The sequence below is a fragment of the Trebonia kvetii genome, assembly GCF_007827045.1.
GTDB classification, from domain to species: Bacteria; Actinomycetota; Actinomycetes; order Streptosporangiales; family Streptosporangiaceae; genus Trebonia; species Trebonia kvetii.
The window spans coordinates 640,229-665,882 of record NZ_RPFW01000005.1 but is presented as its reverse complement, the minus strand read 5'-3'; the positions used below and the strand labels follow the sequence as shown (position 1 = coordinate 665,882).

Sequence of the window (25,654 nt, the reverse complement as noted above, 5' to 3'; positions counted from 1 at the left end):
GGGAGGCATCGCGTGCCGCGCACGCGGAGGTCGCGGTCAAAAGCGCGGCGATGATCGATGTGGCGACAACGAATCCGCATCGCTTGCGTGGCATCTCAGGTTCGCTTTCCGTCCGGCGCGCCGACGTGCCCCGGGCACGCTCACCTTCTGAGACGGAGTGACGGGCGTTCGGTTGCGCTGAGCAGCGCCTCGATTTCCATGATGGCCTGGGCGTTGTCCCGGTACAGCACCGCGTTGATGCCCACCTGGCGTGCTCCGGCGGCCCACGGCTGGTGGTCATCGAGGAACACCATCTGCGCCGGCTCGACCCGCAGCCGCTCGCAGGCGAGGGCGTAGATCGCGGGGTCTGGCTTGGTCAGCCCGCACTCGTGCGAGTAGACGATCACGTCGACCAGATCCTCGAATCCGTAGGCGGCCTGCTCTCGTTCCCTGGCGCCGACGAAGCTGTTGCTCAGTATCCCGGTGCGGTAGCGCGGGCGCAGCCGGCGCGCGTAGTCGATCAGTTCCGTGTTGGCGGTCCCGAGGTACTCGCGCCACAGATCGGCAAGGAACTCCCCGAGCTGCCGCTCACTGAAGCCGAGGCGGTCGGTAAGGGCATCGGCAACATCCCGTTCGGTGATAGTCCCGATACTGCCGCCCAGCCAGGCATCGGCCATGCGCTCATCGAGCTCGCCAGCGGCGAGGCCGAGCCGGGATTCCCACTTCTCGCCCACGCCGAGGCGCGGCGTGATCTCCAACACGCCGCCGATGTCGAACACAACCGCCTGGATCGTCATGGCAGCCATGCTGAGGCTTGCCCCGGGGGCAAGGTCAAGGGGCGCTTGCCCGGTCATGGCGCGGGTCGCGGGCCTCGACGGGCAGCGAGTGATCCCAGTCGGACAGCAGCGTGCGGAGCGCCGCGACCAGCGCGATGGGCTGGTCGAGCATGATGTGATGCCCGGCGACGGGGATCTCGATGACCGGGGCCACCCGGCCTAGCCGGTCATAGACGAGGTCGCTCATCTCCGCCGACAGGATGCCGTGCTCGGCACGGAACAGGGCCGCACGGCAGTCCAGCCGGGTCAGCGGCTCCGTGGGGTCCTCCCTGCTGTTGAAGATGACTGGGTCCCACTTCCACGTCCACCCGTCATCGCGCTGCCGTATCGACATGGCGGCGACGTGGTCGGCGATGTAGCCGATCACCGGCTGGTCAGGGACGGGACGGAAGCGCGCGAGTATCGCCTCGCGCGTCGGATAGACGCGCAACTGCCGAAAGACACGCTCGTGCCGCGCCGCCTGCTCCTCCGGAGCCCAGTCGCGCAGCGGGGCGTCGATGATCACCGCGCCCTCGATCTGTGAACCGAACAGCGCCGCCGCCCGCAGGGTGACGACGCCGCCCATGCTGTGCCCGATCACGACCGGCGGCTCGCTAAGCCCGGCGTCCGCGGCGACGGCGAGCACCTCACCCGCCCACGTGTCGAAGCTGTAGGTCTCGCGGCGGCCGCTGTCCCCGTGCCCCGACAGGTCCATCGCGATGACTCGGCGGTCGGTGGCGAGCAGCGGCGCGATGTGATCCCACCACCGCGAATGAGCACCGCCGCCGTGCAAGAGCACGATGCCGCGCCCGGCCGGGCTGCCCCACATCCGGTAGGCGATGCGGACGTCGTCCTGCATCGCCGCGCCCTCGGTCACGGGAGCGGCGAGGGCCTCGGTAAACCAGGCGGGCGGTACGGCGGAATCCGCCTCACTCTGCACGATCATGTGCAAGAGTCAATCAGATGGCCGCGACTCGCCCGCCGTGTGGGCATATCCGGCACGTGGGAATGAACTGGCGCCCAATAGGCTTGCTAACTGTGGTCACGGTTGTCTTGTGCGTCGACCTCAGGTCCGCAGGCAGCCCGCGTCCTCGTCGCCTCAGCCAGGGCGCGCGCGTGCGACCAGTGCGGGAGTCAAAGTCTTTTGGAGCAAGGTGATCTTTACATGACCATGGGCAACGGCGAGGGTACAAGCGGCTTCGCCGACCTGGCCTTGGCCCCGGAACTGTGTCAGGCGCTTTCTGGCCTCGGCTACGAGGAACCAACCCCGATTCAGCGGGCCGCCATCCCGCCCCTGCTCGCGGGCCGTGACCTGGTCGGGCAGGCCGCGACGGGAACCGGGAAGACGGCGGCGTTCGCACTTCCCGTGCTGCAGCGGCTCCTCGGGGAGGGCGAGCGCCGGGCAGAGCCCTTCGCCCTGGTGCTCGTGCCAACCCGCGAACTCGCGATCCAGGTCTCCGAGGCGATGCATAGCTACGGGCGCGACATGGGCGCGCGCGTGCTGCCGGTATACGGCGGCCAGCCAATCGGCCGCCAGCTCGGGGCGCTTAAGCGCGGCACCGACATCGTCGTGGCGACACCAGGGCGTGCGCTCGACCACCTCAACAGGGGAACGCTGAACCTGAGCGACCTGGAGATCGTCGTGCTCGACGAGGCCGACGAGATGCTGGACATGGGCTTCGCGGAGGACATCGAAACCATCCTCGCCAACACCGGGGACAGCCGACAGACCGCACTGTTCTCGGCGACCATGCCGCCGCGGATCGACGGCATGGTCCGTCGCTACCTGCGCGACCCGGTTCGGGTCCAGCTCAACCGCCAGGCATCGCAGTCCGATGACGCCCTGCAGGTGAGGCAGACCGCCTACGTCGTGCCGCGCGGGCACAAGCCCGCCGCGCTGGCCCGGGTGCTCGACCTGGAAGCGCCGACGGCAGCGGTGGTCTTCTGCCGGACCAGGGACGAAGTGGACCGGCTGACAGAGACCCTGAACGGCCGCGGCCATCGTGCCGAGGCACTGCACGGCGGAATGGACCAGCAGCAGCGGGACCGGGTCATGGGCCGACTGCGGGCCGGTGGCCTCGATCTTCTCGTGGCCACCGACGTCGCCGCCCGCGGCCTCGACGTCGAGCAGCTCTCGCATGTGGTGAACTACGACGTGCCGAGCGCTCCCGAGCTTTACGTGCACCGTATCGGGCGCGTCGGCCGGGCCGGCCGCGAAGGCACCGCGATCACCCTCGTCGAGCCGCGCGAGCAGCGGATGCTCAAGACCATCGAACGCGCAACGCGGCAGTCGATCGCGGTCGAGAAGCTGCCGACCCTCGCTGACCTGCGCAGCAGGCGCCTGGAGCTGACGCGTGCGGCACTGCGGGAAATCCTGATTGAGGGCAACCTCGATGACTTCCGTGCTGTCGTTGAGCCGCTCGGCGAGGAGTTCCACCTCTACGAGGTGGCACTCGCCGCGGTCAAGCTGGCGCACGAGGCAGGCGGAACTCCTCGCGAGGAGGAGGAACTGCCTGAGGTGGAACTGGCCTCGATCGCCGACAGCGGCGGTGGCGGCGGCAGCAGGCGCAAGGCGGCCGGCCGTGACGAGCGGCGTGTGCGCGGCGCGACCGCGGGCACGACACGCCTGTTTGTCGGAACCGGCCGTTCCGCCGGAGTCCGGCCCGCGGACCTGGTGGGCGCCATCACTGGCGAATCGCACCTGTCCGGGAGGGACATCGGCGCGATCGAGATCGCCGATCGCTTCTCGCTCGTCGAGGTCCCCGAGTCAGCGGCGGATGACGTGGTCGCACGCCTCCGCCGGGTCAGCATCAAGGGCAGAAAGGCAACTGTTCGCCGTGAACGCTATTCTGCGCGATAACCCCCCGACATCAACCCCGACGGCGTGCACTAGCCTTAGAGGTAGCGTGATCAACGTTTGGCCCCGGTGCGGTGCTGGCATGGGATCGCGGAAAGGCGTGTGCCGATCATGGTGAACGGTGGCAGCAGCGGGCATCGGCGCCATCTGCCAACAAGCCCCTTCAAGCCTCCGCCGGAGGCTCCTCCCGTCGAGCGGTACGAGCTGGAAGACCTGGTGACCCACGACAAGTACGGCCTTGGCCGTGTCATCCTCGTCGAGGGTGACGCCGCTGTCGTGGTGGACTTCGCTTCGAAGAAGGTCCGGATCACCAGGCCGTTCGCCAGGATGACCAAGCTCTGACCACTGGCGGGCCGGCTCAGGCCACCAGGCGGTAGCATGCCGCCGAGTTAGAGCAAAACGCTGTAGTGCTGCTGACGAGCAAGCTGGTTTCCACGGATGTGGTGGCCTTCGAAATGCGGCCACCTTACATCCGGAGGTTTTTTCTTGTCGTCCCTGTCCGTTGAAAGTCCCCCTGTCCTGTCGTTCGCTGGCGTAGGCGTTCCCGCGCCGCTGGTGGCGGCGCTCGCGGCGGAGGGCATCACCACCCCGTTCCCCATTCAGGCGGCCACCCTGCCTGACGCCCTGTCCGGCCGGGACATCCTCGGCCGAGGCCAGACCGGATCGGGCAAGACGCTCGGCTTCTGCATCCCGCTCGCCGCGAGACTGGCCGACGGCTATACAAGCGCCTGCCGGCCGCGCGGCCTCGTGCTGGTGCCGACCAGGGAACTCGCCAGCCAGGTCCGCGCCGTCCTCGCGCCGCTCGCCGAATCGGTGGGACTGAGCGTGGCGACGATCTACGGCGGGGTTGGGCAGAAGCCTCAGGTGGCCGCGCTGCGCGCCCGCGCCGACATCGTCGTCGCGTGCCCTGGCAGGCTCGCCGATCTCATCGAGCAGGGGCACTGCCACCTCGGAGACGTGGAAATAAGCGTGCTCGACGAGGCTGACCACATGGCCGATCTCGGGTTCCTGCCCGTCGTGCGGCGACTGCTCGACATGACGCCGGCCGGCGGCCAGCGGATGCTGTTCTCCGCGACGCTCGACGCGGCCGTGGACGTCCTGGCGCGACGCTTCATGAAACGCCCGGCAAGTCACGATGTCGGCCAGGTTGAGGCACCACTCACGCTGACTCACCACCTGCTCACCGTCGCGCCCGCCGACCGGGTCGCCGTGGTCGCCGCGCTCGCGGGCGGCAGCGGCCGGTCGATCGTCTTCACGCGGACCAAGCACGCCGCCCGCCGCCTCGCCCGCCAGCTGAGCGCGAACGGCATCCCCGCGGCTGATCTGCACGGAGACCTGGCGCAGGGCGCACGAGAAAGAAATCTTGCCTCCTTCACGGCCGGGACGGTACGCGTCATCGTCGCGACTGACATCGCCGCCCGCGGCATTCACGTCGACGGCATCGACCTGGTCATCCACGCCGATCCGCCGACCGAGCACAAGGCCTACCTGCACAGGTCGGGGCGGACTGCCCGGGCAGGAGCGGCCGGCACGGTGATCACCATCCAGACTCGCGAACAGGCCACCGCCGTCCGCGGCCTGATGCGCAAGGCGGGTGTCGTTCCGCTGACCGCTACCGTCACTCCCGGTTCAGCGCTGCTGCGCTCGATCGCCGGCGAGCCCGCCGCGCCCGTCATGCTTCCCGTTGCCCGACCTGCGGCGATCACGGCAGCTCCCGCGACCGGCCACGGCGCGGCCGCTTTGTCGGCCGGGTTCCGCGGACGTCGCCGTCGATGACCGCGCGATGGTGTTAGATGTGAACTGGTTGTAGTCGAAGTTCTGCAACGCGTCATACCGACAGGAGAAACGCAGTGGCTCAGGGAACAGTGAAGTGGTTCAACGCGGACAAGGGCTATGGTTTCATCGCCCCTGACGACTCCACGCCGGACGTCTTCGTCCACCACTCCGCGATTGAGACGGATGGCTACCGCAGCCTGCAGGAGAACCAGCGAGTCGAATTCACCGCGGTCCGCGGCGCCAAGGGCCCCCAGGCGGAGAACGTCCGGCCCCTCTAAGGTCCTGGCCGTTGCCGGGTTAGCTGGCGGCTCGGGCGAGCCTGGCAACCGCCTCGCTGATCACTTCTGGCGAGCACGCGATGTTCATCCGGGCGTGGCCGGCGCCTTGGGCACCGAAGGCGGGTCCGTTGGTGAGGGCCACCTTGGCGTGCTCAAGGGCGAATTGCGCGGGGTCGTCTCCCCAGCCGAGGGCGGACATGTCGAGCCACGCCAGGTAGCTGGCGTCGGGTCGGCGGAACCGCACCGCGGGGAGGCTGGCGGCCAGCAGCTCCGCCAAGACGGCGACGTTGTGCTCGATCGCGGCGACGGTCGCCCGCAGCCAGTCACGACTCTCGCTGAAGCCCGCCCGGGTGGCGATCAGGCCGAACAGGCCGGCCCGGAACGTTACCTCCTCGGGCAGCGAGGTGATCAGCCTTGTCATGGGATCAGCGGAGGCCACGAAAAACGCGGTCTTCAGTCCTGCCAGGTTGAACGCCTTGCTGCCTGATTCGGCGGCGATCCCGTGTTCTGCCGCCTCGCTGGATACGGTCAGGTACGGGGTGAAGACGTGCCCGCCGTGGACCAGCGGGGCGTGGATCTCATCGCTGACCACGAACCCGCCGTGCCTGGCCACGATCGCCGACAGCTCCGCGAGCTGCTCGCCGCTGTGCACAAGACCGACAGGATTGTGCGGGTTGCACAGGAGCACACCGCGCGCGCCCGCGCCCATGGCCCGGTCGATGCCGGCCAGGTCGAGCGCGTAGGCCGTGCCGTCGTCGAGCAGCGGGACTTCCACGACAGTGCCGCCAGCCTCGGGCACGAAGGCGAAGAACGGCGGGTAGACCGGCGGCGTGATGATCACGCCGCCGCCGGGCGGGATAAGGCGGCGCAGCGCCTCCACGACGACCACGCTGACGTCGGTGGTCACCCCCATGCGGTGCACCTGCGGTGACCACCCCCACTCGTCCTGCGCGAAACCGGCGAACGCGGCCGCGGCGCGGGTGTCGCGCGGGTTGACGTACCCGGTGTCCCCGGCCTCGATCGCCTCCCGCAGCGCGGCCTTGATCTCCGGCGCCAGGGGGAAGTCCATCTCGGCCACGAACATCGGCAGCACGTCCGCGGGGTACCTGGCCCACTTCTCGCTGGTGCGGCGGCGCAGGGACTCCAGCGGATCCGCCTCATTCATGCTCACCGGCCAAGCGTATTGGCCGCCGCGCCGCGGCAGTCAGCTAGCTGTCCGCCGACAGGACCCGGCGCGGATGGCTGCCGTCGACGTACCCGACGAACGGCGGATAGATGTTGTAGCCGAGCAGTTCCTGCAGCCGCTCGGGCAGGTCGCGAACGACGTCACGGGGAACGGCCAGGCAATGGTTCTCCTGTGGCCGCAGCCAGCCCGCCGCGTACTCGAGTATCACGCCCAGACGCGGCCGGCTGGTGTGGTTCGCGCCGCCGCCATGCCAGAGGCTGCCCAGGTAGAACAGCGCCGAGCCCGGCGACATCACCGCGGTCTCCACCGGATCGCCAGGGCCCGGCCGTCTGCCAGGCTCCCACCGGTGGCTACCGGGGATGAACCTGGTCGCCCCGTTCTGCGCGGTGAACTCATCCAGTGGCCACATGGTGTTGACCACCAGCGGCGGATGCGGCTCGGGCACCGGGTAGATGGCGTCGTCCCTGTGCAGTACCTGCGCCTTTTCGTCCGCGCCGATGCAGATGCCGACCGGTGCGCTCAACTGGTAGTGGCCGAGCACCTGGTCGAGGACACCGAGCAGCAACGGGTGGGTGGCGGCGGCGTCGAACACGCGGGTCTTGGCGAACAGCGCGTAGATCCGCTGCGTGGCGAATCCCTCGAAGGAGTTCCGCCCGGTCCTGGTGACATCAAGCAGCCGGCCCAGATCAGCCTGGGCATCGCGCACTCCGTCGGGGGTCATCATGCCGGTCACGACCACATAGCCGTCACTCAGCAGCCGCCCGGCCACGTCCTGGCCGGCCGACGTGACAGGCATCGTCGCCATCATCAGCCTGACACTAGGCGGCCCGGCGACTGCCGTCTACTGTGAGGCAACCTATTGGCCGGATCGGAGTGTATGAGGGTGTGGAACCGCTGACCGACGCCTCGCCTGACGCCGACGCACGGCGGCGGGTGAGCGCGCTCTTCGAGGCTCACGCGCTGGGGTTGGTCAAGTTCGCCAAGGTCATGCTGGGCGACCAGTCGATCGCCGAGGATATCGTCCAGGACGCCTTCGTCGGCATGTACCGAAAATGGGGATCACTGCACAACAGGGACAAGGCACTGGGCTACCTCAGGGCGAGCGTGCTGAACGCCTGCCGCACCGCGCACCGCAACCGGATCCGCCGCGACCGTGCGCTGTTCCTCGCGCCCGACCCCGGCAACATGGTCTCCGCGGAGGAGAGCGCCCTGGTCGGCGAGGCCAACCGCGAGGCTCTCGCGGCGCTGCGCGCCCTGCCCGCCCGCCAGCGCGAGGCCGTCGTGCTCCGTCACTACCTCGGCCTCACCGAGGAAGAGACGGCCCAGGTCATGAAGGTCACCAAGGGCACCGTCAAGTCCGCCACCTCCCGGGGTCTGTCGACCCTGACCCGGATCCTCAGGGAGGAAGCCGAATGAGTGCCAAAGACCGCGTTAGCACCGCCGCCGAGGCGACCGCCGCGTCGGTCCGGGAGATCCGCCCGCTAGCCCTGCCAGAGAACAGCGCGGCCGCTGCCGGACCGCGTCAGGACCGGGGCCGTACCTCGTCCCGGGTGCGCAGCACCCTTGTGACGATGAAGGAGATCTGGATGATCCCGCTCGGCGCCGCCGCCGCTGTCGCTGCCCTCGCCGTGTCCCTGGTGGCACTCCGCCACGCTGAGCCGCCGCGCCCGGCGCCGGCGAACGGCAGTAGTACCGCCGCCGGCGGGATGCCGCGGTACTACGCCATCGCGACCGAGGGGCCAGTTAGCCACGATGGCCAGGCAGCGATCGACGTGATCGTGGGAGACGTCCTCACCGGTACGACGCTCGCCACCGTCGCCCTGCCGGCCATTTACGAAGGTGTCGGGGTGAATCCTGCGGTCGGAGTGTCCGCCACGGCCAACGACCGGGCATTCGTTGTTGGCGCAAGAGACAGCTGGGGCAACGTAGGGTATTTCCTCGTGCGCATCGCACCAGGAACGAAGCAGGTGGCGACGCTCACGCAGCTGCCCGTCCCGCTCACGTCACCCGGCGAACTGCTCGGCTTCGCGGTATCCCCCGACGGCAAGGAACTGGCCGCCCTGTCCGTTCGCGGCAACGGCACGACACTGCGGATCTACTCCGTCACGTCCGGGGCAGTACTGCGGACCTGGATAGCCGGCACCTGGCGCAATCAGACCGACGTCATTCTGTGGCAGACTGGCGTGTCGTGGACGGCGGACGGCCGCCAGGTGGCGTTCTCCACGGTGGTGACCACGGGGAAGGGCCCGGGGGACGCCGCGCTTGTGGAACGGACCATCACCGCGGCGCGGCCCAGCGGTGACCTCGCCGCCGCAAGCAAGGTCGTGCTCAAGGCACCGGGCAACTGCGCGTCGCTCCTGCTCACACCGGACGGCGGGACCGTCGTCTGCGCCACGCGTGTCGACTCCGTCTACGGCGCCTCGCCAGTCAGCTGCGGGAAGACCGAGCCGATGTTCGTCGCCTACTCTGCCGCCACCGGCAAGCGCCTGCGCGTCCTGTACCGGCACCCGGGGCCCTGCGCGTCCGCCGTGTACAGCGTGCTGTGGTCAGACGCCTCGGCCAGGCACGTCATTGGCGAAGCCTGGACAACCTTCAGCGGCAAGCCGCCTCGGTCCACCGACCGCTACGGCGTCGCCGCCGCCGGGAAGTTCACCAAGTTCCCGGTCGCGAAGCACGGACAGTGGTACAGCGGGCCGGCCTTCTAGCTTCCCTACGCGCCTGCTTGCTATGCGTAGCGGAAAAGTGGCGCGCCGTGCCGGCTGTGCTCCTAGGCTGTGTCCATGGCTACTCGTCGCCTGCTCATCGCGCTGCCCGGTCTGCTGGCAGTGCTTGCGGCCTCAGCTTGCACGTCGGCCCCGGCCGCGACCGGGGTGCCTGCCAGGACTATCCAGCACGTGCCGCATACCGCCAAGGCGTCAAGTCCGCAGGTCCGTGCTTCGAGCGCGCCGGCCAGCGTCACGCTCGCGTTCGCCGGAGACGTCCACTTCACCGCGCGCACCGCGCGCCTGCTGAGCGATCCGGCCACCGCGTTCGGGCCGATCGCCACCGTGCTGAAGTTGGCTGACTTCACGGCGCTGAATCTCGAGACGTCCGTCACCAGCCGCGGCACGCCGCAGCCGAAGACCTACCACTTCCGCACCGTGCCTGCCGCGTTCACCGCACTGCGCGACGCCGGGGTCAGCCTGGTCACCATGGCGAACAACCATGTCCTTGACTACGGGCAGGTCGGCCTGGCGGACACGGTGGCCGCGGCGAAGGCCGCCGACTTCCCTTACGTGGGGATCGGCAAGAATGCCGCCGCCGCGTGGGCGCCGTACGTCACCACGGTCAAGGGGAGGAAGATCGCCGTCATCGGCGTCTCGCAGGTGGCCGAACTCGCGTCGTCCTGGGTGGCGACGGATAGCAGGCCGGGCGAGGCGAACGCCATCGACCTGCGACAGACGCTGGCCGCGGTGCGTGCCGCCAAACGGCTGGCGCCCACCGTCATCGTGTTCATGCACTGGGGCACGGAAGGCGAGTCATGCCCGGATCCCAACCAGCTGTCGCTGGCGCGGCAGCTGGCCGCGGCCGGCGCCAGCATCATCATCGGCGCGCACGCGCACATGCTGCAGGGCTCCGGCTGGCTCGGGCACACGTTCGTCGCCTACGGCATGGGCAACTTCCTGTGGTGGGAGAACTCCTACAGCACCGCCACCGGCGTCCTTGAACTGACCCTTCACCCGCACGCGCCGCTGACCGCCCGGTTCATCCCCGCCGTCGTGTCCGGCACCGGGCAGCCGATCGTGGAACACGGCGCCACGGCGCGCCAGGCCGTCGCCCACTACGAGAGCCTTCGCGCGTGCGCCGAGCTCACCTCGCGGCCAACCTGACCGAATCGCACCTCAGCCTCCCGCGTGAAGCTCGTACTTGAGGGGCGAAGCGCTGAACCGTTCATCGGCATCTGTTGGTGTTGGGCGGCGACCGCGGCCAGTCAAGATGGTACCTGCCGCGGATCGGCCAGTTTCCCGGTCCGACGGTGTCAGTACCTGCGTGAGTCGCTCAGCCAGGACCGAGCCCGCGATGGCGCTGCCCACGCCGACCCGCAGCGGCGAGCCGCTGTGGCTAGAGCCTTACCCCGACGCGCTGCTCGGCGAACTGCCCGATGCCGCACCGGGACCGCAGGCGCGGTACGAGTCCAGGGAATCGGTGTCGCTTGCCTTCGTCTCCGCCCTGCAGCACCTACCGCCCCGCCAGCGCGCCGCCCTGCTTCTCCGCGACGTGCTCGGGTTCCACGGCACCGAGACCGCTGCCATGCTCGACTGCAGCCTGGACGCGGCGAACAACCTGCTCCGGCGAGCTCGCGCCACGATCGCCTGCCACCTGCCGCCGGGCGGGCGCGACCATGCCCCGCTGCCGGGCTCCGCGCGCGAGCAGGAAATCACCGGCCGGTTCGCCGACGCGTTCGAGCGCGGCGACGTCGCGGCGATCGTCGACCTGCTCACCGACGACGCGTGGCTCACGATGCCGCCGCTGCCGCTGGAGTACCAGGGCCGCGACACGGTCGGGCACTTGCTGTCTGCCGTCTCGTTCCGCAACGGACCCCAGCGAACGCGGCTCATCCCCACTCGGGCCAACGGCCAGCCCGCCTTCGGCCGCTACTCGCGCGATCCGCACTCCCCGATCAGCCACGCGCACGGGCTGATCGTCCTCACCCTCGCCGGCAATCGCATCAGCGCCATCACCGGCTTCCACGACAACAGCGTGCTCGCCAGGTTCGGGCTGCCCCGGACTCTGCCCGAATAGGCCCGCGACCGCGCCGGGCCTACGCGTTTCTGCCGTGGTGGCCGCCCTTGTTGCCCTTGGCCAGGGCGGCGTCAGCGGCCGCGATCTTCTCCGCCTTCTGGCGCTCGAGCCACGCGTCGGCCGCCTTCTTCTTGGCCGCCTTCGCGGCCTCGAGCTTGGGTATGTCAAGGACGGCATGCGTGCGGCTGGCGTCGTACCTGACAGGGACGACCGTGCCGACGTCGAGGTCGCCGAGCTTGGAGGTGTCCAGGCCCTTGGACGAGAACGTGACCTGCGTGCCGTCATCGAACTTGATGTGGCCCTCGATCCCGACGTAGAAGCCCATGATGCCCATCTCGCCCTTGGCCGCCTCGACCTTCTGCGCGGTGATCACGCCGTCGCCCTCGAGGCCCTCGGTGAGCAGCTTGTGGTGCAGCAGCTTGTCGAACATTGCGGCATCTTCTCACGGCGATCGCGGCGATCGCGGAAGTTGTGCGTACTCGACGGTTAGCGCGGCCAGTTATGCGGAACGGGTTCGTGCTTCGCGCTGTCCGAGCCGCGTCCGCGGAGACGCGGCTAGCGGCCCGCGTTTGCGGACGCGCCCGGGTAGCGGCGGGACCCGGCATCATCACGCCGGCGTCGGTAATTCCTATAAAATCGGTCGATCCAGGACGAGACCGGCCTCAAGCCGCAGTGGGCGGCCGAGGCGTTCACCGACCTGGACGAGGACGTGCGGCAGTCCATCGCCAGGATCAAGGCAAGCCCGTTCATCCCGCACAAGGACGCGGTCCGCGGCTTCGTCTTCGACGTGGCCACCGGCAAGCTCAACGAGGTCCTGTAGGACTCGTTAACCCCGTCCGTGCCTTGGCGTCGTCGTCGAGGCTGGTCGGCGGCGTGTTCGGCGTCGCCGTGCTCGGCGCGCGGATGTCGGCGGGCACCGCAATGTCGGCGGGCGAGAGCGTGGACGCTGGCCAGGCCCTGACCCAGGGGCTGCACGCCGCGCTTATCGCGGCCGCGGCGGTCGCGCTGGCCGGAGCCGCGGCGAGTGCCGTGTTCCTCCCAGGCAGGTCGCGCTGCCGATCGTTGACCGGGATTGGGCCAGTCCGAAGCGCTATTTCAGCCCAGCCCCGTGCGGAGGTCGTTGGATGCTTGGCCGGTCGCCTCTGCGTGATCCCAGCCAAGCACATCCCGAAGGTCGTACTGGGATAGCCAGTGTTGCGCCAGGAGGTCTCCGAGCCAGTAACCCGACCGCGAGGGTAGCGTCCCTGCTTGGCAGTCTGGTGCGAACAGCCCCCGGACGTGAGCCGCCTCCGCAGGGGTGGCCATCTCGTCGAGCACTACCGCAGCCAGGGCTCTTTCTGCCGCACGACACTCACGCACCCACGAGTCGTGGTGTTCGTCGTTCCACAGGTAACCACTGTCCGACAGACCGGGATGCCGGTTGCGAGTAGCAGCCGTGGCTAGACCCTCTTGAATGAGATGGCTTGCGACGTCGTCTGGCCAGTCCGCCGCACCATGGTGCATGTGCGCCAAGTGCAGGGCCTCGTGGGAGAAAAGCATGCCGTCGTATGGCGGGGCGCCCAAGAACTCGAGTGCCACGAACATTGTCTGTCGGCCGTGGAACTCTTCAATCCAGCCATTGGCGGTGTGATTTCCGACCAGGAGGACAACATTGAGTTCGTCCAGGAGTCCCTGGGCCCTGAACTCCCGCTCTGTCAGCCTCGCAAGCGCCTCGGCCCGGGCCTCCCACTCCCGCACCAGCGGCGAGATCCTGGGCACATCGGCGACCGCGCAGTTCCTGCTGGACGGGTCACCATAGGAGCGGTAGTAGACATCGAACACGTCGCGGTGGGCTGCCTCATATTCGGTCGTCCACGCCTGTAGACGGCTCAGATCGTCCTCGATCCTCGCTAGCTTCTGATACTCCGCAACCGTGCTGATAAGCCTCATGAGAACTTCCTACCCCGCCAAAGATCCCTGCGAGAGCCATACATTCCGAGTGCCGCGGCCAGCGCAGACCGCAAATGGTCAGCCGCGACGGCGGCAAGTCCGTTCGGTCCGTTCGGGTGCGCGACACTTTTGTAGGGGCTGAAGATCATCTTTGGTGACCGGCTGGTCAGGCGGCTGGTGTCTGGTTGTGCCGGTTGAGGCAGGTGGCTTCCCACTGGCTGCTGGCTTCGGCGGTGCGCAGGGCGATGATCGAGTCGGCGCCGTCAACGGTCCAGTGCATGCCGGACTGCTTGAGGCGCTGGCCGATGACGGACTTGCATCCGGCCTCGACGACGCCAGAGCCGACGAACAGCCCGCATTGGCGGAACCAGTGATAGCGCATCCGCGGGGCGTTGTTGAGGAAGTAGCCGAGCTCCTTGTCGACCTCGTCTTTCTTGATTCCGATCAGGGGATACTTCCTGGTGGCGTCCACGATGCCGTCGATGTAGCCGTAGTCGAGGTCTTCGAGGCGGGCGGCGAGCCACTCGTCCTTGCGGCCGAGCAGCATGAACTCCAGCGACCGGGTGAGGGAGTGCAGGTGCTCGCGGGCGTGGTAAAGGTCGACGATCTGGGTCGCCCCGGGGAACTTGTCGCTGGCGATGTTCCAGATCCAGGCGGCGCCGTCGCCGATGACGGTCATCTGGCGGACGTGATCGGAGCCGCGGCGGATGCCCTCGGCCTTCACCAGGCCCGCAAACTGGCTGGCGGGCTCGAAGGTGGCGATGTAGCTGGAAGAGGCCCGGTCCCGGACCGGGTAGCCCTCGTCATTCACCTTGTCCTGGGTGAAGAAGACGGCCATCTTGACCTCGCGGGTGCGTGCCCGGCCGTCCTCGCCCTTGCCGTCCCTGCCCTCGGTCTCCTTCCTGGTGACGGGGACTCCGGTGCCGTCGATGACGGCGTAGAGCTTGTCCGGCAGCGGGGCCGGCGGCAGCGGGACGACCTTGCGGCGGGCGACGAGCCCGGCCTCCTGCCGGGCGGCGGCGGCCCCGGCCGCGCCGGCCGCCTCGGCGGCCCGCTCGACCCGTTTGACGGTCAGCCGGATCCCGGCCAGGTCCCTTATCAGCCCCGCGGCCCTGGCGAACGGGACAGCTGCCCCGGCGGTGGCGGCCATCGCGGCCAGCCCGGGCGACAGAGAGGCTCCCGTGATCCCGAGCTCGGCATCCCTCGGGGCCAGCCCCCGGCCGTGCCCGCGCCCGCGCCTGCACCGGGCGCAGTGGTACCAGGCCCGGCGGAGCCGTGCCTCCCCGACGACGGTGTCGATGACCTTGCCCCGGTAACCCGTGAACGCGGCCTCGTGCCCGTTCCCGCAGGCCACCCGGGGACCACGGTAGCCGGTGTCGGCGGACAGCAGTTCCCCCAGGATCCCGCCGCCGAGCCGCAGCACGCCCTCCCGGATCACGGCCTCGGCCGCCGCCAGGCCGTCCCCGCCCGGGGCCAGCGCCCGCGCTGCCTCCCCCGCCAGCCGCCCTACCTCAGCGGACCACGCCGCCGCGAGCGCGGCGGAGACCCCCTTTTTTCGCCGTCCTCCGGCACGGAGGACGGCTGCGTGCCGGCCGCCGGCCTGGCCTCGCAGATCCGCTCGTTCACCTCCACGATCTTCCGCGAGATCTCGGTGAACTCCGCGTGCCGCGCGATCTCGCCGCGGACCTTGTCAACTTCTCCTGCCGCCAGTTGCCGGCCCACCGTCTTGCCCTGGCTTTCCGACCGGGTCCACAGCATCCGCGGCCCGTGACCAGGATGACCCGGCTGCGCGCACGCGCAGTTCGGCTTGCCGCACCGGCGCCAGTTCTCGCTCACCGACCCCCGACGGAAGTCGCCCACCGCCGCCAGCCGCGCATACAGCCGGTCCCGCTCCGCCTCCAGATCCGAAAGCGTCGGCTCGGTCATGGATGCCCCTTCACCTGATTGCAGCATGAGCAACCAGGCTCCCAGCATAACCAGCCAAAACGCGGGACCTCAATAAACGTGTCGCACACCCGTCCGTTCGTCCGTTCGGCGTGCCGCGCTGGAATGTCGGTGTCTCAGAGTAGTATTCGATTAGTAACTAAATGATGATCTTTCCTTCGAACGGGGCGTTCATGGACTGGCAGGCAGCTGGCGACTGGCCGGGCGGCACGCCCGGCCGTAACCCGAGCCTGCCCGAGGTGCTCGCCGCGTTCGGGCACGGCGGGGCGTGGGCGGCGGCCGCCCCGTCGGCCAGGCTGGCGGCCGTGCTTGACGCGGCGGCCGGCCCCGGCGGCACGTATGAGGGTGCGGACGCCGATGCGCTGACCGGGATCGTGCGGGGGTGGGCGGCGGTCGAGTCGTGGGCGGCGGCGGGGATGATGGGCGCGTTGCAGGCGATGATGCGCGACGATGACGCCGGCCGCCCCATGTTGCAGCGGCGCACCGACCTGCCCGGCGGGTGGGACGATTCGCTGAACTACGAGATCGCCGCCGCTTTGTCGATGGGCCCGCAGTCGGCGGGGAACCTCGCACGCCTGGCGTGGGCGCTGGGGATGCGCCTGCCGGGCATCGGCCGGCTGCTGGCGGACGGGACTCTCACCCGGTCGAAGGCGAGGCTGGTCGCACAGGTCTTCGAGCCGCTTGATGAGGATGAGGCGGTGCGGGCGGAGGCGCTGATCGTCGGTGAGCTGGAGGGGAAGACCTACCCGCAGGTCGAGCGGCTCGCGTGCCGGGCGGCGCTGGCGGTGGCTCCCGATGTGGCGGAGCGGCGCCGGAACAAGGCGGAGCGGGCCGCGCGGGTGACGGTGTTCCGTGAGGAGGCCGGCACGGCGGGGCTGTCCGGCCGTGACCTGCCCGCCGCCGAGGCGCTGGCTGGTCATGCGAACGTGGTGGCCCGGGCTCGCGTGTACGTGGCGTCGGGCGCGTTCCCCGGCGAGACTACGGGCCGCCTGCAGGCGCAGGCGTATCTTGACCTGCTCGGCGGGGTGCCCGCCGCCGACCGGATCGCGTTCGCCGCCGCGGCGGACGCGGAATCGCAGGAACCGCCCGAGGAGCCCGAGGAGCCCGAGGAGCCCGATGAGTCCGGCGCGGGCCACGGCGAGCCGGGACCGTCTGGCGGTGGAGCCGCACCCGATGGGCCAGGCCGCTACTGCGATGCGGACTGGCCTGGCGGGGACGATGACGATGACGATGACATCCCCGATATCGACAGCGACTGCGACAGCGACAGCGATGACGTTGATATACCTGACATCGACAGCGAGGACGACGACGATCGCGATCCCGACGCCGACGGGGACGACGGCCGCGATCCCGACCTCGATGGGGACGGCCCGGATCGGCGCATTGGCGGGGGGCGTGATCCCGACGGCGATGACAGCCGCGATCCCGACCTCGGTGGCGACGATGGCGACGGCCCAGATCCGGGTAGCGGCGGGGGCCATACTCCGAGTCTCCCGCATGCGCCAGTATTTGCGGTTGCCGAGGTGACGGTCCCGCTGGTCACCCTCCAGCGCCGGGCGGAACGCGCCGGGGACAGCCGTCTGCTCGGCCCGCTCGACCCCGCACTTGCCCGCCACCTAGCCGCCGCCGCGGCCCGATCCCCGCACTCGCGCTGGGAAATCACCGTCGTGGACGGCTGCGGCTACGCGACGGGAAACGGCATCGCCCGTGCCGCGCCAGGCAGGCGGCAGCCGCCGGGCGGCAGACCCGGAACCGCCCCGGGCCCGGGCTCGGCCCCTGGCGCCCTGCCCGCACGGGTGAACATCACCGTCACCGAGACACTGCTGCGCCAGCTAGCCCAGGCCGCCCAGCCAAGGTCCGGCGCACCGCCGGGCGACTGGCAACTGATACCAGAAACCTCCGGAACATGGACGCTCACCCTGCCCGGCGGCCGGCAGCTAACCGTGCGGTTCGACGTGGTGCCCACCCATGACTGCGACCATCGCTACCAGACCAGCGCCTACCAGCCAGGGGAAAGACTGCGCCGCCTGGTCCAGGTCCGCGACCACGAATGCACGTTCCCGACCTGCTCCCGCGCCGCGCACCAGTCCGACTTCGAGCATGCCGTCCCGTTCGACAAGGGCGGCAAGACCGACGCGTGCAACGCCGGAATGCGCAGCAGACGTTGCCACCGGGTGAAGCAGAGCCCCGGCTGGACCCTGACCCAGCCCAAGCCCGGCTGGCACCACTGGACCACCCCGACCGGCCGCACCTACATCCAAGAACCCTGGCGGTACATTGCCTGACTCCCGCGCCTGCTAGGCGTCCGCCGGATGCCGCCACCGGCTCCTGCGCTCCAGTTCCGGCAGGACGCCCTCACCGAACCAGTACGCCTCCTCCAGGTGCGGGTAGCCGGACAGGATGAACTCCGAGATGCCCAGGCTCGCGTACTCCTCGATGCGGTCGGCGACCTCGGCGTGGCTGCCGACCAGGGCGGTTCCCGCTCCGCCGCGGAGCAGCCCGATCCCGGCCCAGAGGTTGGGCGCCACCGTCAGGGCGCGCCGGTCACCGCCGTGGTGCAGGTCGCGCATTCGATCAGCCGCTCCGCGGCACGCCACGCCTCCCGCGCGGTGTCCCTGGTGATGACGTGCAGCCGGATGCCGAAACGCGGCGGGGTGCGCCCCTCCTTGGCCGCGAGCGCCTCGATCCAGCGGAGCTTGGTGTCCACCGCGTGCGGCGGCTCGCCCCAGGTGAGGTAGACGTCGGCGTACCGCGCGGCGACCGGCCCGGCGGCGTGCGACGAGCCGCCGAAGTAGACGCCGGGGACCGGCTCGGGCGGCCGGACGAGCCTGGCGCCCTCGACGCGCAGGTGGTTGCCGGTGACGGTGACCGTCTCGCCGCGCCACAGCCGGGTGACGATGTCCAGGAACTCGCCGGTCCGCTCGTAGCGCTCCTCCTTGTCGAGGAAGTCGCCGTAGGCGCGCTGCTCGGCGGACTCGCCGCCGGTCACGACGTTCAGCAGCAGCCTGCCCCCGGACAGCCGCTGGAACGTCGCCGCCTGGTGCGCGGCGAGCGTGGGCGAGATGAACCCGGGCCGGAAGGCGACGAGGAACTTAAGCCGCTTGGTGGACTCGGCGAGCATGGCGGTCGTCAGCCAGGCGTCGAGCCCGTCGGCGTGAGCACGCCCTCGAAAGCCAAGCTGCTCCGCGCCGCGGGCGACCTGCCCGAGGTACCCGATCGTCGGCGGCCGGCCGGCGGCGACCGCCGCGGCCGACGCGCTGTGGTTGCCGCCGACGATGTCGCGGCCGTCGCCGTTGGTCGGCAGGAACCAGTGAAACCGCAGTGCCGCCCCCGTCTCCTGCGAAGACATCGGCGCCTCCTCTTGGTTAGGCCCAGGCCTGTTAGCCGTGACTACGGGTGACTCGCAGTCTTTCTTTAGTCTATTAAACTGATCGTAATTATTGACAACATGGCGGACAGGTGTCAGCGTTGAACAGCGAGGTTGACCTGTACTTCGGTCCCACGCTAAGCCTGAAGTACGACGCCGCATCGCCGGAACCAAGTTCCTCGGCTAGATCAGCTTAGAGAGGGGCCCCGTGTCGTCACTGCACCTGGCCGTCGCGCTTGACGGCGCCGGCTGGCACCCGGCCGCCTGGCGAGAGCCGGACGCGCAGCCCGATCGCCTGTTCACGCCGGCGTACTGGACCGGCCTCGCCCAGCAGGCGGAGCGCGGCCTGCTCGACTTCATCACCATCGAAGACGGTCTCGACCTGCAGTCCGATGACCGGTCCGGCCGCGACGAGCGCACCGACCGGGTGCGCGGACGGCTTGACGCGGTGCTGATCGCCGCCCGGGTCGCCCCGGTTACCCGGCACATCGGGCTCGTCCCGACCGCGATCACCACCCACACCGAGCCCTTCCACCTGTCGAAGGCGATCGCCACGCTGGACTACGTCAGCGGCGGCCGCGCCGGGGTGCGCGTGCAGGTCGCCGGGCGCGCCGACACGGCGGCGCACTTCGGCCGCCGGGAGATACCGCCGCTGAGCCTCGAGCGGTTCACCGACCCAGATGTGCAGCGGCTGGTCACCGAGCACTTCGACGAGGCCGCCGACTACGTCGAGGTGCTGCGCAGGTTGTGGGACTCCTGGGAGGACGGCGCGGAAATCCGCGACGTGGCGACCGGACGGTTCATCGACAGGGACAGGCTGCATTACACCGACTTCGAGGGGCGCTGGTTCTCGGTGAAGGGCCCGTCCATCACGCCTCGCCCGCCCCAGGGGCAGCCGGTGGTGGCCGCGCTGGGGCACGCAACCGTTCCGTACCGGCTGGTCGCACGGTCGGCGGACGTCGGCTTCGTCACCCCGCGCGACCGCCAGCATGCCGCCGAGATCGTGACGGAGATCCAAGGCGAACAGGAAGCAGCCGAACGGCAGGTGGCGCACCTATTCGGCGACCTGGTCGTCTTCCTTGACGACAGCCCGGCCGCCGCGCGCGCCCGCAGGGACCGTCTCGACGAGCTGGCGGGGGCGGAGTACACCAGCGACGCGCACATCTTCGCCGGCACTCCCGCCGAGCTCGCCGACCTGCTGCTCGACTGGCACGAGGCAGGGCTGACCGGGTTCCGGCTGCGACCGGCCGCGCTGCCGCACGACCTGGTCCAGATCACCGGAGGCCTCGTGCCAGAACTGCAGCGGCGCGAGTCGTTCCGGGCCGGCTACCGTGCCGCCGGCTGGCCGGCCACGCTGCGCGGGCTGCTCGGCCTTCGCCGCCCGGCCAACCGCTACGCCAGGGTCGACGCATGAGGTCTAGGGCTGCCAGAGGAAGGGGACCCCGTTGAGCAAGCCGGTCAAGCAGATCCATCTCGCCGCGCACTTCCCCGGCGTGAACAACACCACCGTGTGGAGCGACCCCGCCGCGGGCAGCCACATCGAGTTCGACTCGTTCCGCCGCTTCGCGCAGACCGCGGAGCGCGGCAAGTTCGACTTCATGTTCCTCGCCGAGGGGCTGCGGCTGCGCGAGCAGAACGGCCAGATCTACGACCTGGACGTGGTCGGCCGCCCGGACACGTTCACGATCCTCGCCGCGCTCGCCGCGGTGACCGAGCACCTCGGCCTGACGGGAACCATCAACTCGACGTTCAACGAGCCGTATGAGGTGGCCCGCCAGTTCGCGTCGCTCGACCACCTGTCGGGCGGGCGCGCCGCCTGGAACGTGGTCACCAGCTGGGACGCCTTCACCGGGGAGAACTTCCGGCGCGGCGGCTTCCTCGCGCAGGACGACCGCTATGAGCGGGCCAGGACATTCCTGCGCACCGCGAACGAACTGTGGGACTCCTGGCACGGCGATGAGGTGATCGCGGACTCCGGCAGCGGGCAGTTCCTGAGCACCACGGCGCCCGGAGTGTTCGCACATCAGGACAAGTTCTTCGACATCGCCGGCCAGTTCAACGTGCCGCGCTCGCCGCAGGGCCGCCCGGTGATCTTCCAGGCGGGCGACTCCGACGAGGGCCGCGACTTCGCCGCCGCGTCGGCGGACGCGATCTTCTCCAGACACTCCACGCTCACCGAGGGGCAGGCCTTCTACGCCGACGTCAAGGGGCGGCTGGCCAAGTTCGGCCGCACCCGCGACGAGCTGCTGATCCTGCCCGCGGCGACCTTCGTGCTCGGCGATACCGACGCGGAGGCCGCCGACATCGCGCACGAGGTGCGCCGCGCCCAGGTGTCCCCGCAGACCGCGCTGCGCTTCATCGAGCAGCTATGGAACCGCGAACTGCCGGGCTTCGACGTCGACGGTCCGCTCCCCGCTTTCGACCCGGCCGTCGGCGATGATCTCGTCTCCAAGGGCAGGGCGAGCGTGCGGCAGTTCGCGAAGGACCCGGTCGCGCTCGCGAACGAGTGGCGCGCGAAGGCCGAAGCGGGCCGCCTGTCGGCGCGCGAGGTCGTCATCGAGGTAACCGGGCGCCAGTCATTCATCGGCGCACCGGAAACCATCGCGCGGACCCTCAACGACCTGGTCCAGGCCGACGCCTCCGACGGCTTCATCCTCGTCCCGCACATCACCCCGGGCGGCCTCGACCCGTTCGTGGACAGGGTGGTGCCGCTGCTGCAGGAGCTTGGCACGTTCCGCGCCGACTACACGGGGACGACGCTCCGCGATCATCTCGGGCTGGCGCCGCTCGGCCGTCCGGGCATCGGCACTGCACGGACCGGCACTGCGCGGGCCGCCTCATGAGGTTCATGGGCGGCGGCGCGCTGGCTGAGGAGGAAGCACCGCATGACTAGCACCCCGCTGACCGTCCTTGACCTCGTACCGATCTCGTCGGGGTCCTCCGCCCGCCAGGCGCTGCGCAACAGCATCGACCTCGCGCAACAGGCCGAGTCGCTCGGCTACACCAGGTACTGGTTCGCCGAGCATCACCTCAACCCCGGCGTTGCCGGGACCTCGCCGGCGGTCCTGCTCGCGCTGACCGCGGCCGCCACCTCGACGATCCGGCTCGGTTCCGGCGCGGTGCAGATGGGGCACCGCACCGCGCTGTCCGTCGTCGAGGAGTTCGGGCTGCTCGACACGGCCCATCCGGGCCGCTTCGACCTCGGACTCGGACGCTCCGCCGGGCGGCCTCCCGAGCCGAAGGCGCCGGCGCTCGCCGGCGGCGCCGGCGCCGCCGTGGTGAACGGCCGCACCGCGAACGGGCTGCTGATCCCGCCGCGGTTCTCCACCGCTGCCCTGCTGAAGTCGCCGCGGTTCGCGCTGCAGAAGCGCCTGCTGCAGCACCCGCACGCGGAATCGCAGAACTACACCGAGCAGGTCGGCGACGTGCTTGCGCTGATCGCGGGCACCTACCGCGCCGCGGACGGCGAGGAGGCGCACGTGGTGCCCGGCGAGGGCGCGGCGCTGCAGGTGTGGGTGCTCGGCAGCAGCGGCGGGGAGAGCGCCGAGGTGGCCGGCCGACGAGGCCTGCGGTTCGCCGCCAACTACCACGTCAGCCCGGCGACCGTGCTCGAGGCGGTCGAGGGCTACCGCGCCGCGTTCGACGACTCGGGCGAGCTTGACCGCCCCTACGTCAGCGTCTCGGCCGACGTGGTCGTCGCCGCGACCGAGGAGCAGGCGCGCGAGCTGGCCGCCGGCTACGGGCCGTGGGTGCGCAGCATCCGCACCGCCGAGGGCGCCATCCAGTTCCCCACCCCTGCGGAGGCCCGCCGCTACCCGTGGACCGACGCCGACCGTGCGCTGGTCGCCGACCGCGTCGACACTCAGTTCACCGGCACCCCACGGCAGGTCGCCGACCAGCTGGAACGGCTGCGTGACGCCACGGAAGCCGACGAGCTGATCATCACCACCATCACCCACGACCACATCGACCGCGTTCGCTCTTACCAGCTGCTCGCCGAGGAGTGGGCGAAGCGGTGACCGCTATGCGCTGCGCGTCGAGGAAGGCCTGCTCGACCGGGTTCGCGGTAAGCGAGCGGGCGGCGTCGTAGGCGGCCGCGGCTTCGGCGGCGCGGCCGAGGCGGCGGAGCAGGTCGGCTCGTGCCGCGTGGAACAGGTAGTAGCCGTCCAGGGCCGGGGACCGCAGGTCATACACCGCGGCAAGTCCCGCGGCGGGACCGCGGACCTCGGCGAGCGCCACGGCGCGGTTGAGCCCGACCACCGGCGTCGGGGTGAGCGCGTAGAGCTGGTGGTAGAGCGTCAGGATGGCGTGCCAGTCCGTGTCGTCGCCGCTTGGCGCGAGGCAGTGGACCGCGTTGATGGCGGCCTGGACCTGGTACGGGCCCGGGTGACCGTGCTGGACGCACGCGCGCACGATGGCCTGGCCCTCGGCGATCATGTCGCGGTCCCAGAGCCGCCTGTCTTGTTCGGCCAGGCGGGCCAGCGATCCGGCGGGGGTGACCCGGGCGGCGCTGCGCGCGTGCTGCAGCAGCAGCAGGGCGAGCAGCCCCTGCGCCTCCGGCTCGGCTGGCATCAGCCGGGCGAGCACCCGGGCGAGCCTGATGGCCTCCGCGCACAGGTCAAGCCGCAGCAGGGCGCCGGCGGTCGCCGCGTACCCCTCGTTGAAGATCAGGTAGATGACGGCGAGCACGGGTTTGAGACGGGCGGGAAGTTCGGCTTCCGCGGGGACGCGGTAGGGAATGCGCGCGCCGCTGATCTTGCGCTTGGCCCGGACGATGCGCTGTGCGAGGGTTGCCTCCGGCACGAGGAACGCCCGGGCGATCTGCGGGGTCTCGAGCCCGCCGAGCAGCCGGAGGGTCAGCGCGACCTGGGCGGGCTGGTTCAGCGCCGGATGACAGCAGGTGAAGATCAGCCGCAGCCGGTCATCGGGGACGCTCTCCGCCTCCTGGTCCAGGGCAGCGTCGGCCGCTTCGCCGAAGGCGGCGCCGTACAGGTGATGTGCCTGTGTGTGCCGCTCGTCGCGGACCGACTCGCGGCGCAGCCGGTCGATGGCACGGTTGCGGGCGGTCGTGACGATCCACGCGCCTGGATTGGGCGGGTAGCCCTCGGCTGGCCACTTGGCGACCGCCACGGTGAACGCGTCCTGGACCGCTTCCTCGGCGGCGTCGATGTCGCCAAGGAAGCGGATCAGGGTGGCGACGCAGCGGCCGTACTCCCGGCGGAATACGGCTTCGACAGTCACCTGGTTCCCCGTCACTGGCTCAGCGTAACCGGGGCCGGGCCGGTTGACAGCGGCGCACTGGCCGTAGACGATCCTAGTATCTCGTTCTAGAAGTGTGATCCAACCCTTCGCCTGATCAGGAGTGACGGACATGGGCGACTACCAAACCCTGCTCACCGACGTGTCGGGCAAGGTCGCGACGATCTGGCTGAACCGTCCCGAGCGGCGCAACGCCTTCTCCGGCGAGCTGAACCGCGAGCTGAACGAGGCGTTCGCGCGGTTCGATGCCGACGACGGGGTGCGGGCGATCGTGGTCACCGGCGCGGGCAGGTACTTCTCGGCCGGGGCGGACCTGGGCGGCGGCGCGGGCACGTTCGCCGGGCGGTCGGGCGCGGACGCTCCCGAGAGCCTGCCGCCGGCCGAGCGCGTGGAACCCAGCCGGATGCGAACCCCAGTCATCGCGGCGCTGAACGGCTCGGCGGTCGGCCTCGGGATCACCCTGCCGCTCGGCTGGGACATGAGGTTCGCCGCGGCCGACGCCAAGTACGGCTTCGTGTTCACCAGGCGCGGCCTGGTGCCCGAGGCAGGCTCCAGCTGGATGCTGCCCCGCCTTGTCGGTGTCTCGCTGGCCATGGAACTGCTGCTCTCCGGCCGGATCTTCTCCGGCGCCGAGGGTGCCGCGATGGGCTTGTTCTCCCGCGCCCTGCCCGCCGATGAGGTCCTGCCCGCCGCCCAGGAGCTCGCGCGGGACGTGGCGGCGAACACCTCCGCGGTCTCGGTGGCGGCCACGAAGGCGCTGGTCTACGGCGGGCTCGGCCAGGACCGGGCGGAGTCGCGCGCGATCGAGCAGCAGGTCTTCGACTGGATGGGCAGTCAGGCCGACGCGGCGGAAGGCGTGACCGCCTTCCTCGAGAAGCGCGCACCGCAGTGGCCGCTGTCCAAGGTCAAGGACTATCCGCCGATGCTGTAGGCACTGCCAGGTGTGGCGGGAGCGGTCTGCGGGAACAGCGAGGACTGCGTTGCGCTATTGAGCTGCGACGGTCAGTATCGGCCTTGCCGTGAAGCCACGAGGACATACAGCCACGGAAGCGGAAGAGGAACGGCAATGACCACGATGAGGGCAGCCGTCGTCCCAGAGCTCGGTGCCAAACTGGAGATTCAACAGCTCGACGTGCCCGAGCCCGGTCCCGGCCAGGTGCTCGTCAAGATCGAGGCAGCCGGCCTTTGCCACACCGACATCCACGCCGCGCACGGCGACTGGCCCGTGAAGCCGAACCCGCCCTTCATACCTGGGGCACGAGGGCGTCGGCGTGGTCGTCGCGACCGGTCCCGGCGCCACGCTGCACAAGGAGGGAGACCGGGTGGCGCTTCCCTGGCTCGCCACCGCGTGCGGCCATTGCCGGCATTGCGTCGCGGGCTGGGAGACGCTGTGCGAGCAGCAGCATAACAGCGGCTACTCCGTTAACGGCTCGTACGCCGAATACGCCGTCGCACGACCGCTATGTCGTCGCCGTCCCC

24 protein-coding genes and 2 pseudogenes are annotated in these 25,654 nt (G+C 70.0%); 15 read left to right on the top strand and 11 right to left on the bottom strand.

The window, feature by feature from the left end; translation table 11 throughout:
• Positions 1-140: 140 nt before the first annotated feature.
• Complete coding sequence (locus tag EAS64_RS28270; protein ID WP_187366233.1) at positions 141-776, bottom strand: HAD family hydrolase; 636 nt, start codon at positions 774-776, stop codon at positions 141-143.
• A gap of 34 nt (positions 777-810) precedes the next feature.
• The gene (locus tag EAS64_RS28265; RefSeq protein ID WP_145857886.1) at positions 811-1,740 is read right to left on the bottom strand and encodes an alpha/beta fold hydrolase; all 930 of its coding nucleotides are present in this window, start codon (positions 1,738-1,740) and stop codon (positions 811-813) included.
• Positions 1,741-1,959: 219 nt separating this feature from the next.
• On the opposite strand from EAS64_RS28265, the gene EAS64_RS28260 reads away from it, so the two are divergent.
• From EAS64_RS28260 to EAS64_RS28245, 4 genes are all read left to right on the top strand, one after another.
• Positions 1,960-3,654, top strand: coding sequence for a DEAD/DEAH box helicase (locus EAS64_RS28260; protein ID WP_145857884.1), 1,695 nt, complete (start codon positions 1,960-1,962; stop codon positions 3,652-3,654).
• Between the two features lie 108 nt (positions 3,655-3,762).
• Positions 3,763-3,993 carry a hypothetical protein gene (locus EAS64_RS28255; RefSeq protein ID WP_145858090.1) on the top strand — a complete coding sequence of 77 codons (231 nt, stop codon included), beginning with the start codon at positions 3,763-3,765 and terminating at the stop codon, positions 3,991-3,993.
• Positions 3,994-4,137: 144 nt separating this feature from the next.
• Positions 4,138-5,427 carry a DEAD/DEAH box helicase gene (locus EAS64_RS28250; protein WP_222849669.1) on the top strand — a complete coding sequence of 430 codons (1,290 nt, stop codon included), beginning with the start codon at positions 4,138-4,140 and terminating at the stop codon, positions 5,425-5,427.
• Positions 5,428-5,501: 74 nt separating this feature from the next.
• Positions 5,502-5,705 carry a cold-shock protein gene (locus tag EAS64_RS28245; protein ID WP_145857880.1) on the top strand — a complete coding sequence of 68 codons (204 nt, stop codon included), beginning with the start codon at positions 5,502-5,504 and terminating at the stop codon, positions 5,703-5,705.
• A 19-nt stretch (positions 5,706-5,724) separates the two neighbouring features.
• Here the strand turns inward: EAS64_RS28245 and EAS64_RS28240 are convergent, their stop codons facing one another.
• Together EAS64_RS28240 and EAS64_RS28235 are read right to left on the bottom strand one after the other, a co-directional pair.
• Positions 5,725-6,870, bottom strand: coding sequence for a MalY/PatB family protein (locus EAS64_RS28240; protein ID WP_145858088.1), 1,146 nt, complete (start codon positions 6,868-6,870; stop codon positions 5,725-5,727).
• Positions 6,871-6,913: 43 nt separating this feature from the next.
• Complete coding sequence (locus EAS64_RS28235) at positions 6,914-7,687, bottom strand: phytanoyl-CoA dioxygenase family protein (protein ID WP_187366232.1); 774 nt, start codon at positions 7,685-7,687, stop codon at positions 6,914-6,916.
• A gap of 89 nt (positions 7,688-7,776) precedes the next feature.
• Between EAS64_RS28235 and EAS64_RS28230 the strand changes: the two genes are divergently transcribed.
• The 4 genes from EAS64_RS28230 to EAS64_RS28215 all read left to right on the top strand — a co-directional run bounded on the left by EAS64_RS28230 (position 7,777) and on the right by EAS64_RS28215 (position 11,673).
• Entirely contained in the window at positions 7,777-8,307 is a 531-nt protein-coding gene (locus tag EAS64_RS28230; protein WP_246115884.1) for an RNA polymerase sigma factor, read from the top strand.
• A complete protein-coding gene (locus tag EAS64_RS28225) occupies positions 8,304-9,596 on the top strand; it encodes a hypothetical protein (protein WP_145857877.1) in 1,293 nt (430 codons plus the stop codon). The genes EAS64_RS28230 and EAS64_RS28225 overlap by 4 nt, the downstream gene beginning before the upstream one ends.
• A 75-nt stretch (positions 9,597-9,671) precedes the next feature.
• Positions 9,672-10,760 (top strand): CapA family protein, encoded by a 1,089-nt coding sequence (locus EAS64_RS28220; RefSeq protein WP_145857875.1) that lies wholly within the window; start codon positions 9,672-9,674, stop codon positions 10,758-10,760.
• A gap of 160 nt (positions 10,761-10,920) precedes the next feature.
• Positions 10,921-11,673 (top strand): RNA polymerase subunit sigma-70, encoded by a 753-nt coding sequence (locus EAS64_RS28215; RefSeq protein ID WP_222849667.1) that lies wholly within the window; start codon positions 10,921-10,923, stop codon positions 11,671-11,673.
• 19 nt (positions 11,674-11,692) lie between these two features.
• Here EAS64_RS28215 and EAS64_RS28210 read toward each other — a convergent pair whose 3' ends face one another.
• The 4 genes from EAS64_RS28210 to EAS64_RS28190 form a co-directional block, all read right to left on the bottom strand.
• Positions 11,693-12,103: a hypothetical protein gene (locus tag EAS64_RS28210; protein ID WP_145857871.1), complete on the bottom strand. Its 411-nt coding sequence runs from the start codon at positions 12,101-12,103 to the stop codon at positions 11,693-11,695.
• A 665-nt stretch (positions 12,104-12,768) separates the two neighbouring features.
• Positions 12,769-13,602 carry a hypothetical protein gene (locus tag EAS64_RS28200; RefSeq protein ID WP_145857869.1) on the bottom strand — a complete coding sequence of 278 codons (834 nt, stop codon included), beginning with the start codon at positions 13,600-13,602 and terminating at the stop codon, positions 12,769-12,771.
• Between the two features lie 166 nt (positions 13,603-13,768).
• Positions 13,769-15,058 (bottom strand): ISKra4 family transposase, encoded by a 1,290-nt coding sequence (locus EAS64_RS28195; RefSeq protein ID WP_281283312.1) that lies wholly within the window; start codon positions 15,056-15,058, stop codon positions 13,769-13,771.
• Positions 15,059-15,108: 50 nt separating this feature from the next.
• On the bottom strand, positions 15,109-15,528 hold the full coding sequence (locus tag EAS64_RS28190) for a DUF6788 family protein (RefSeq protein ID WP_145850856.1): 420 nt from the start codon (positions 15,526-15,528) through the stop codon (positions 15,109-15,111).
• Between the two features lie 161 nt (positions 15,529-15,689).
• Between EAS64_RS28190 and EAS64_RS28185 the strand changes: the two genes are divergently transcribed.
• Positions 15,690-17,834, top strand: coding sequence for a 13E12 repeat family protein (locus EAS64_RS28185; RefSeq protein WP_145857866.1), 2,145 nt, complete (start codon positions 15,690-15,692; stop codon positions 17,832-17,834).
• A gap of 12 nt (positions 17,835-17,846) precedes the next feature.
• Here EAS64_RS28185 and EAS64_RS47995 read toward each other — a convergent pair whose 3' ends face one another.
• Positions 17,847-18,119 carry an LLM class oxidoreductase gene (locus tag EAS64_RS47995; RefSeq protein ID WP_439333628.1) on the bottom strand — a complete coding sequence of 91 codons (273 nt, stop codon included), beginning with the start codon at positions 18,117-18,119 and terminating at the stop codon, positions 17,847-17,849.
• A complete protein-coding gene (locus tag EAS64_RS28180) occupies positions 18,080-18,898 on the bottom strand; it encodes an LLM class flavin-dependent oxidoreductase (RefSeq protein ID WP_439333627.1) in 819 nt (272 codons plus the stop codon). Before EAS64_RS28180 ends, EAS64_RS47995 begins: the two co-directional genes overlap by 40 nt.
• Positions 18,899-19,124: 226 nt before the next feature.
• On the opposite strand from EAS64_RS28180, the gene EAS64_RS28175 reads away from it, so the two are divergent.
• The 3 genes from EAS64_RS28175 to EAS64_RS28165 are packed head-to-tail and all read left to right on the top strand — an operon-like array spanning position 19,125 to position 22,935.
• Positions 19,125-20,330 (top strand): LLM class flavin-dependent oxidoreductase, encoded by a 1,206-nt coding sequence (locus EAS64_RS28175; RefSeq protein WP_222849666.1) that lies wholly within the window; start codon positions 19,125-19,127, stop codon positions 20,328-20,330.
• A 31-nt stretch (positions 20,331-20,361) separates the two neighbouring features.
• A complete protein-coding gene (locus EAS64_RS28170; RefSeq protein ID WP_145857862.1) occupies positions 20,362-21,759 on the top strand; it encodes an NtaA/DmoA family FMN-dependent monooxygenase in 1,398 nt (465 codons plus the stop codon).
• A 42-nt stretch (positions 21,760-21,801) separates the two neighbouring features.
• Positions 21,802-22,935, top strand: coding sequence for an LLM class flavin-dependent oxidoreductase (locus EAS64_RS28165; RefSeq protein ID WP_145857860.1), 1,134 nt, complete (start codon positions 21,802-21,804; stop codon positions 22,933-22,935).
• Here the strand turns inward: EAS64_RS28165 and EAS64_RS28160 are convergent.
• Entirely contained in the window at positions 22,868-24,172 is a 1,305-nt protein-coding gene (locus EAS64_RS28160) for an RNA polymerase sigma factor (RefSeq protein WP_246115883.1), read from the bottom strand. The genes EAS64_RS28165 and EAS64_RS28160 overlap by 68 nt on opposite strands.
• 115 nt (positions 24,173-24,287) lie before the next feature.
• Here EAS64_RS28160 and EAS64_RS28155 point away from each other — a divergent pair, with 115 nt between their 5' ends.
• From EAS64_RS28155 to EAS64_RS47630, 3 genes and pseudogenes are all read left to right on the top strand, one after another.
• Positions 24,288-25,106: an enoyl-CoA hydratase-related protein gene (locus EAS64_RS28155; RefSeq protein ID WP_145857857.1), complete on the top strand. Its 819-nt coding sequence runs from the start codon at positions 24,288-24,290 to the stop codon at positions 25,104-25,106.
• 135 nt (positions 25,107-25,241) lie between these two features.
• Positions 25,242-25,379: pseudogene (locus EAS64_RS47635) on the top strand (hypothetical protein); the annotation flags it as partial.
• Positions 25,380-25,446: 67 nt separating this feature from the next.
• Positions 25,447-25,569 (top strand): annotated as a pseudogene (locus EAS64_RS47630) (alcohol dehydrogenase catalytic domain-containing protein); the annotation flags it as partial.
• Positions 25,570-25,654: the final 85 nt, after the last annotated feature.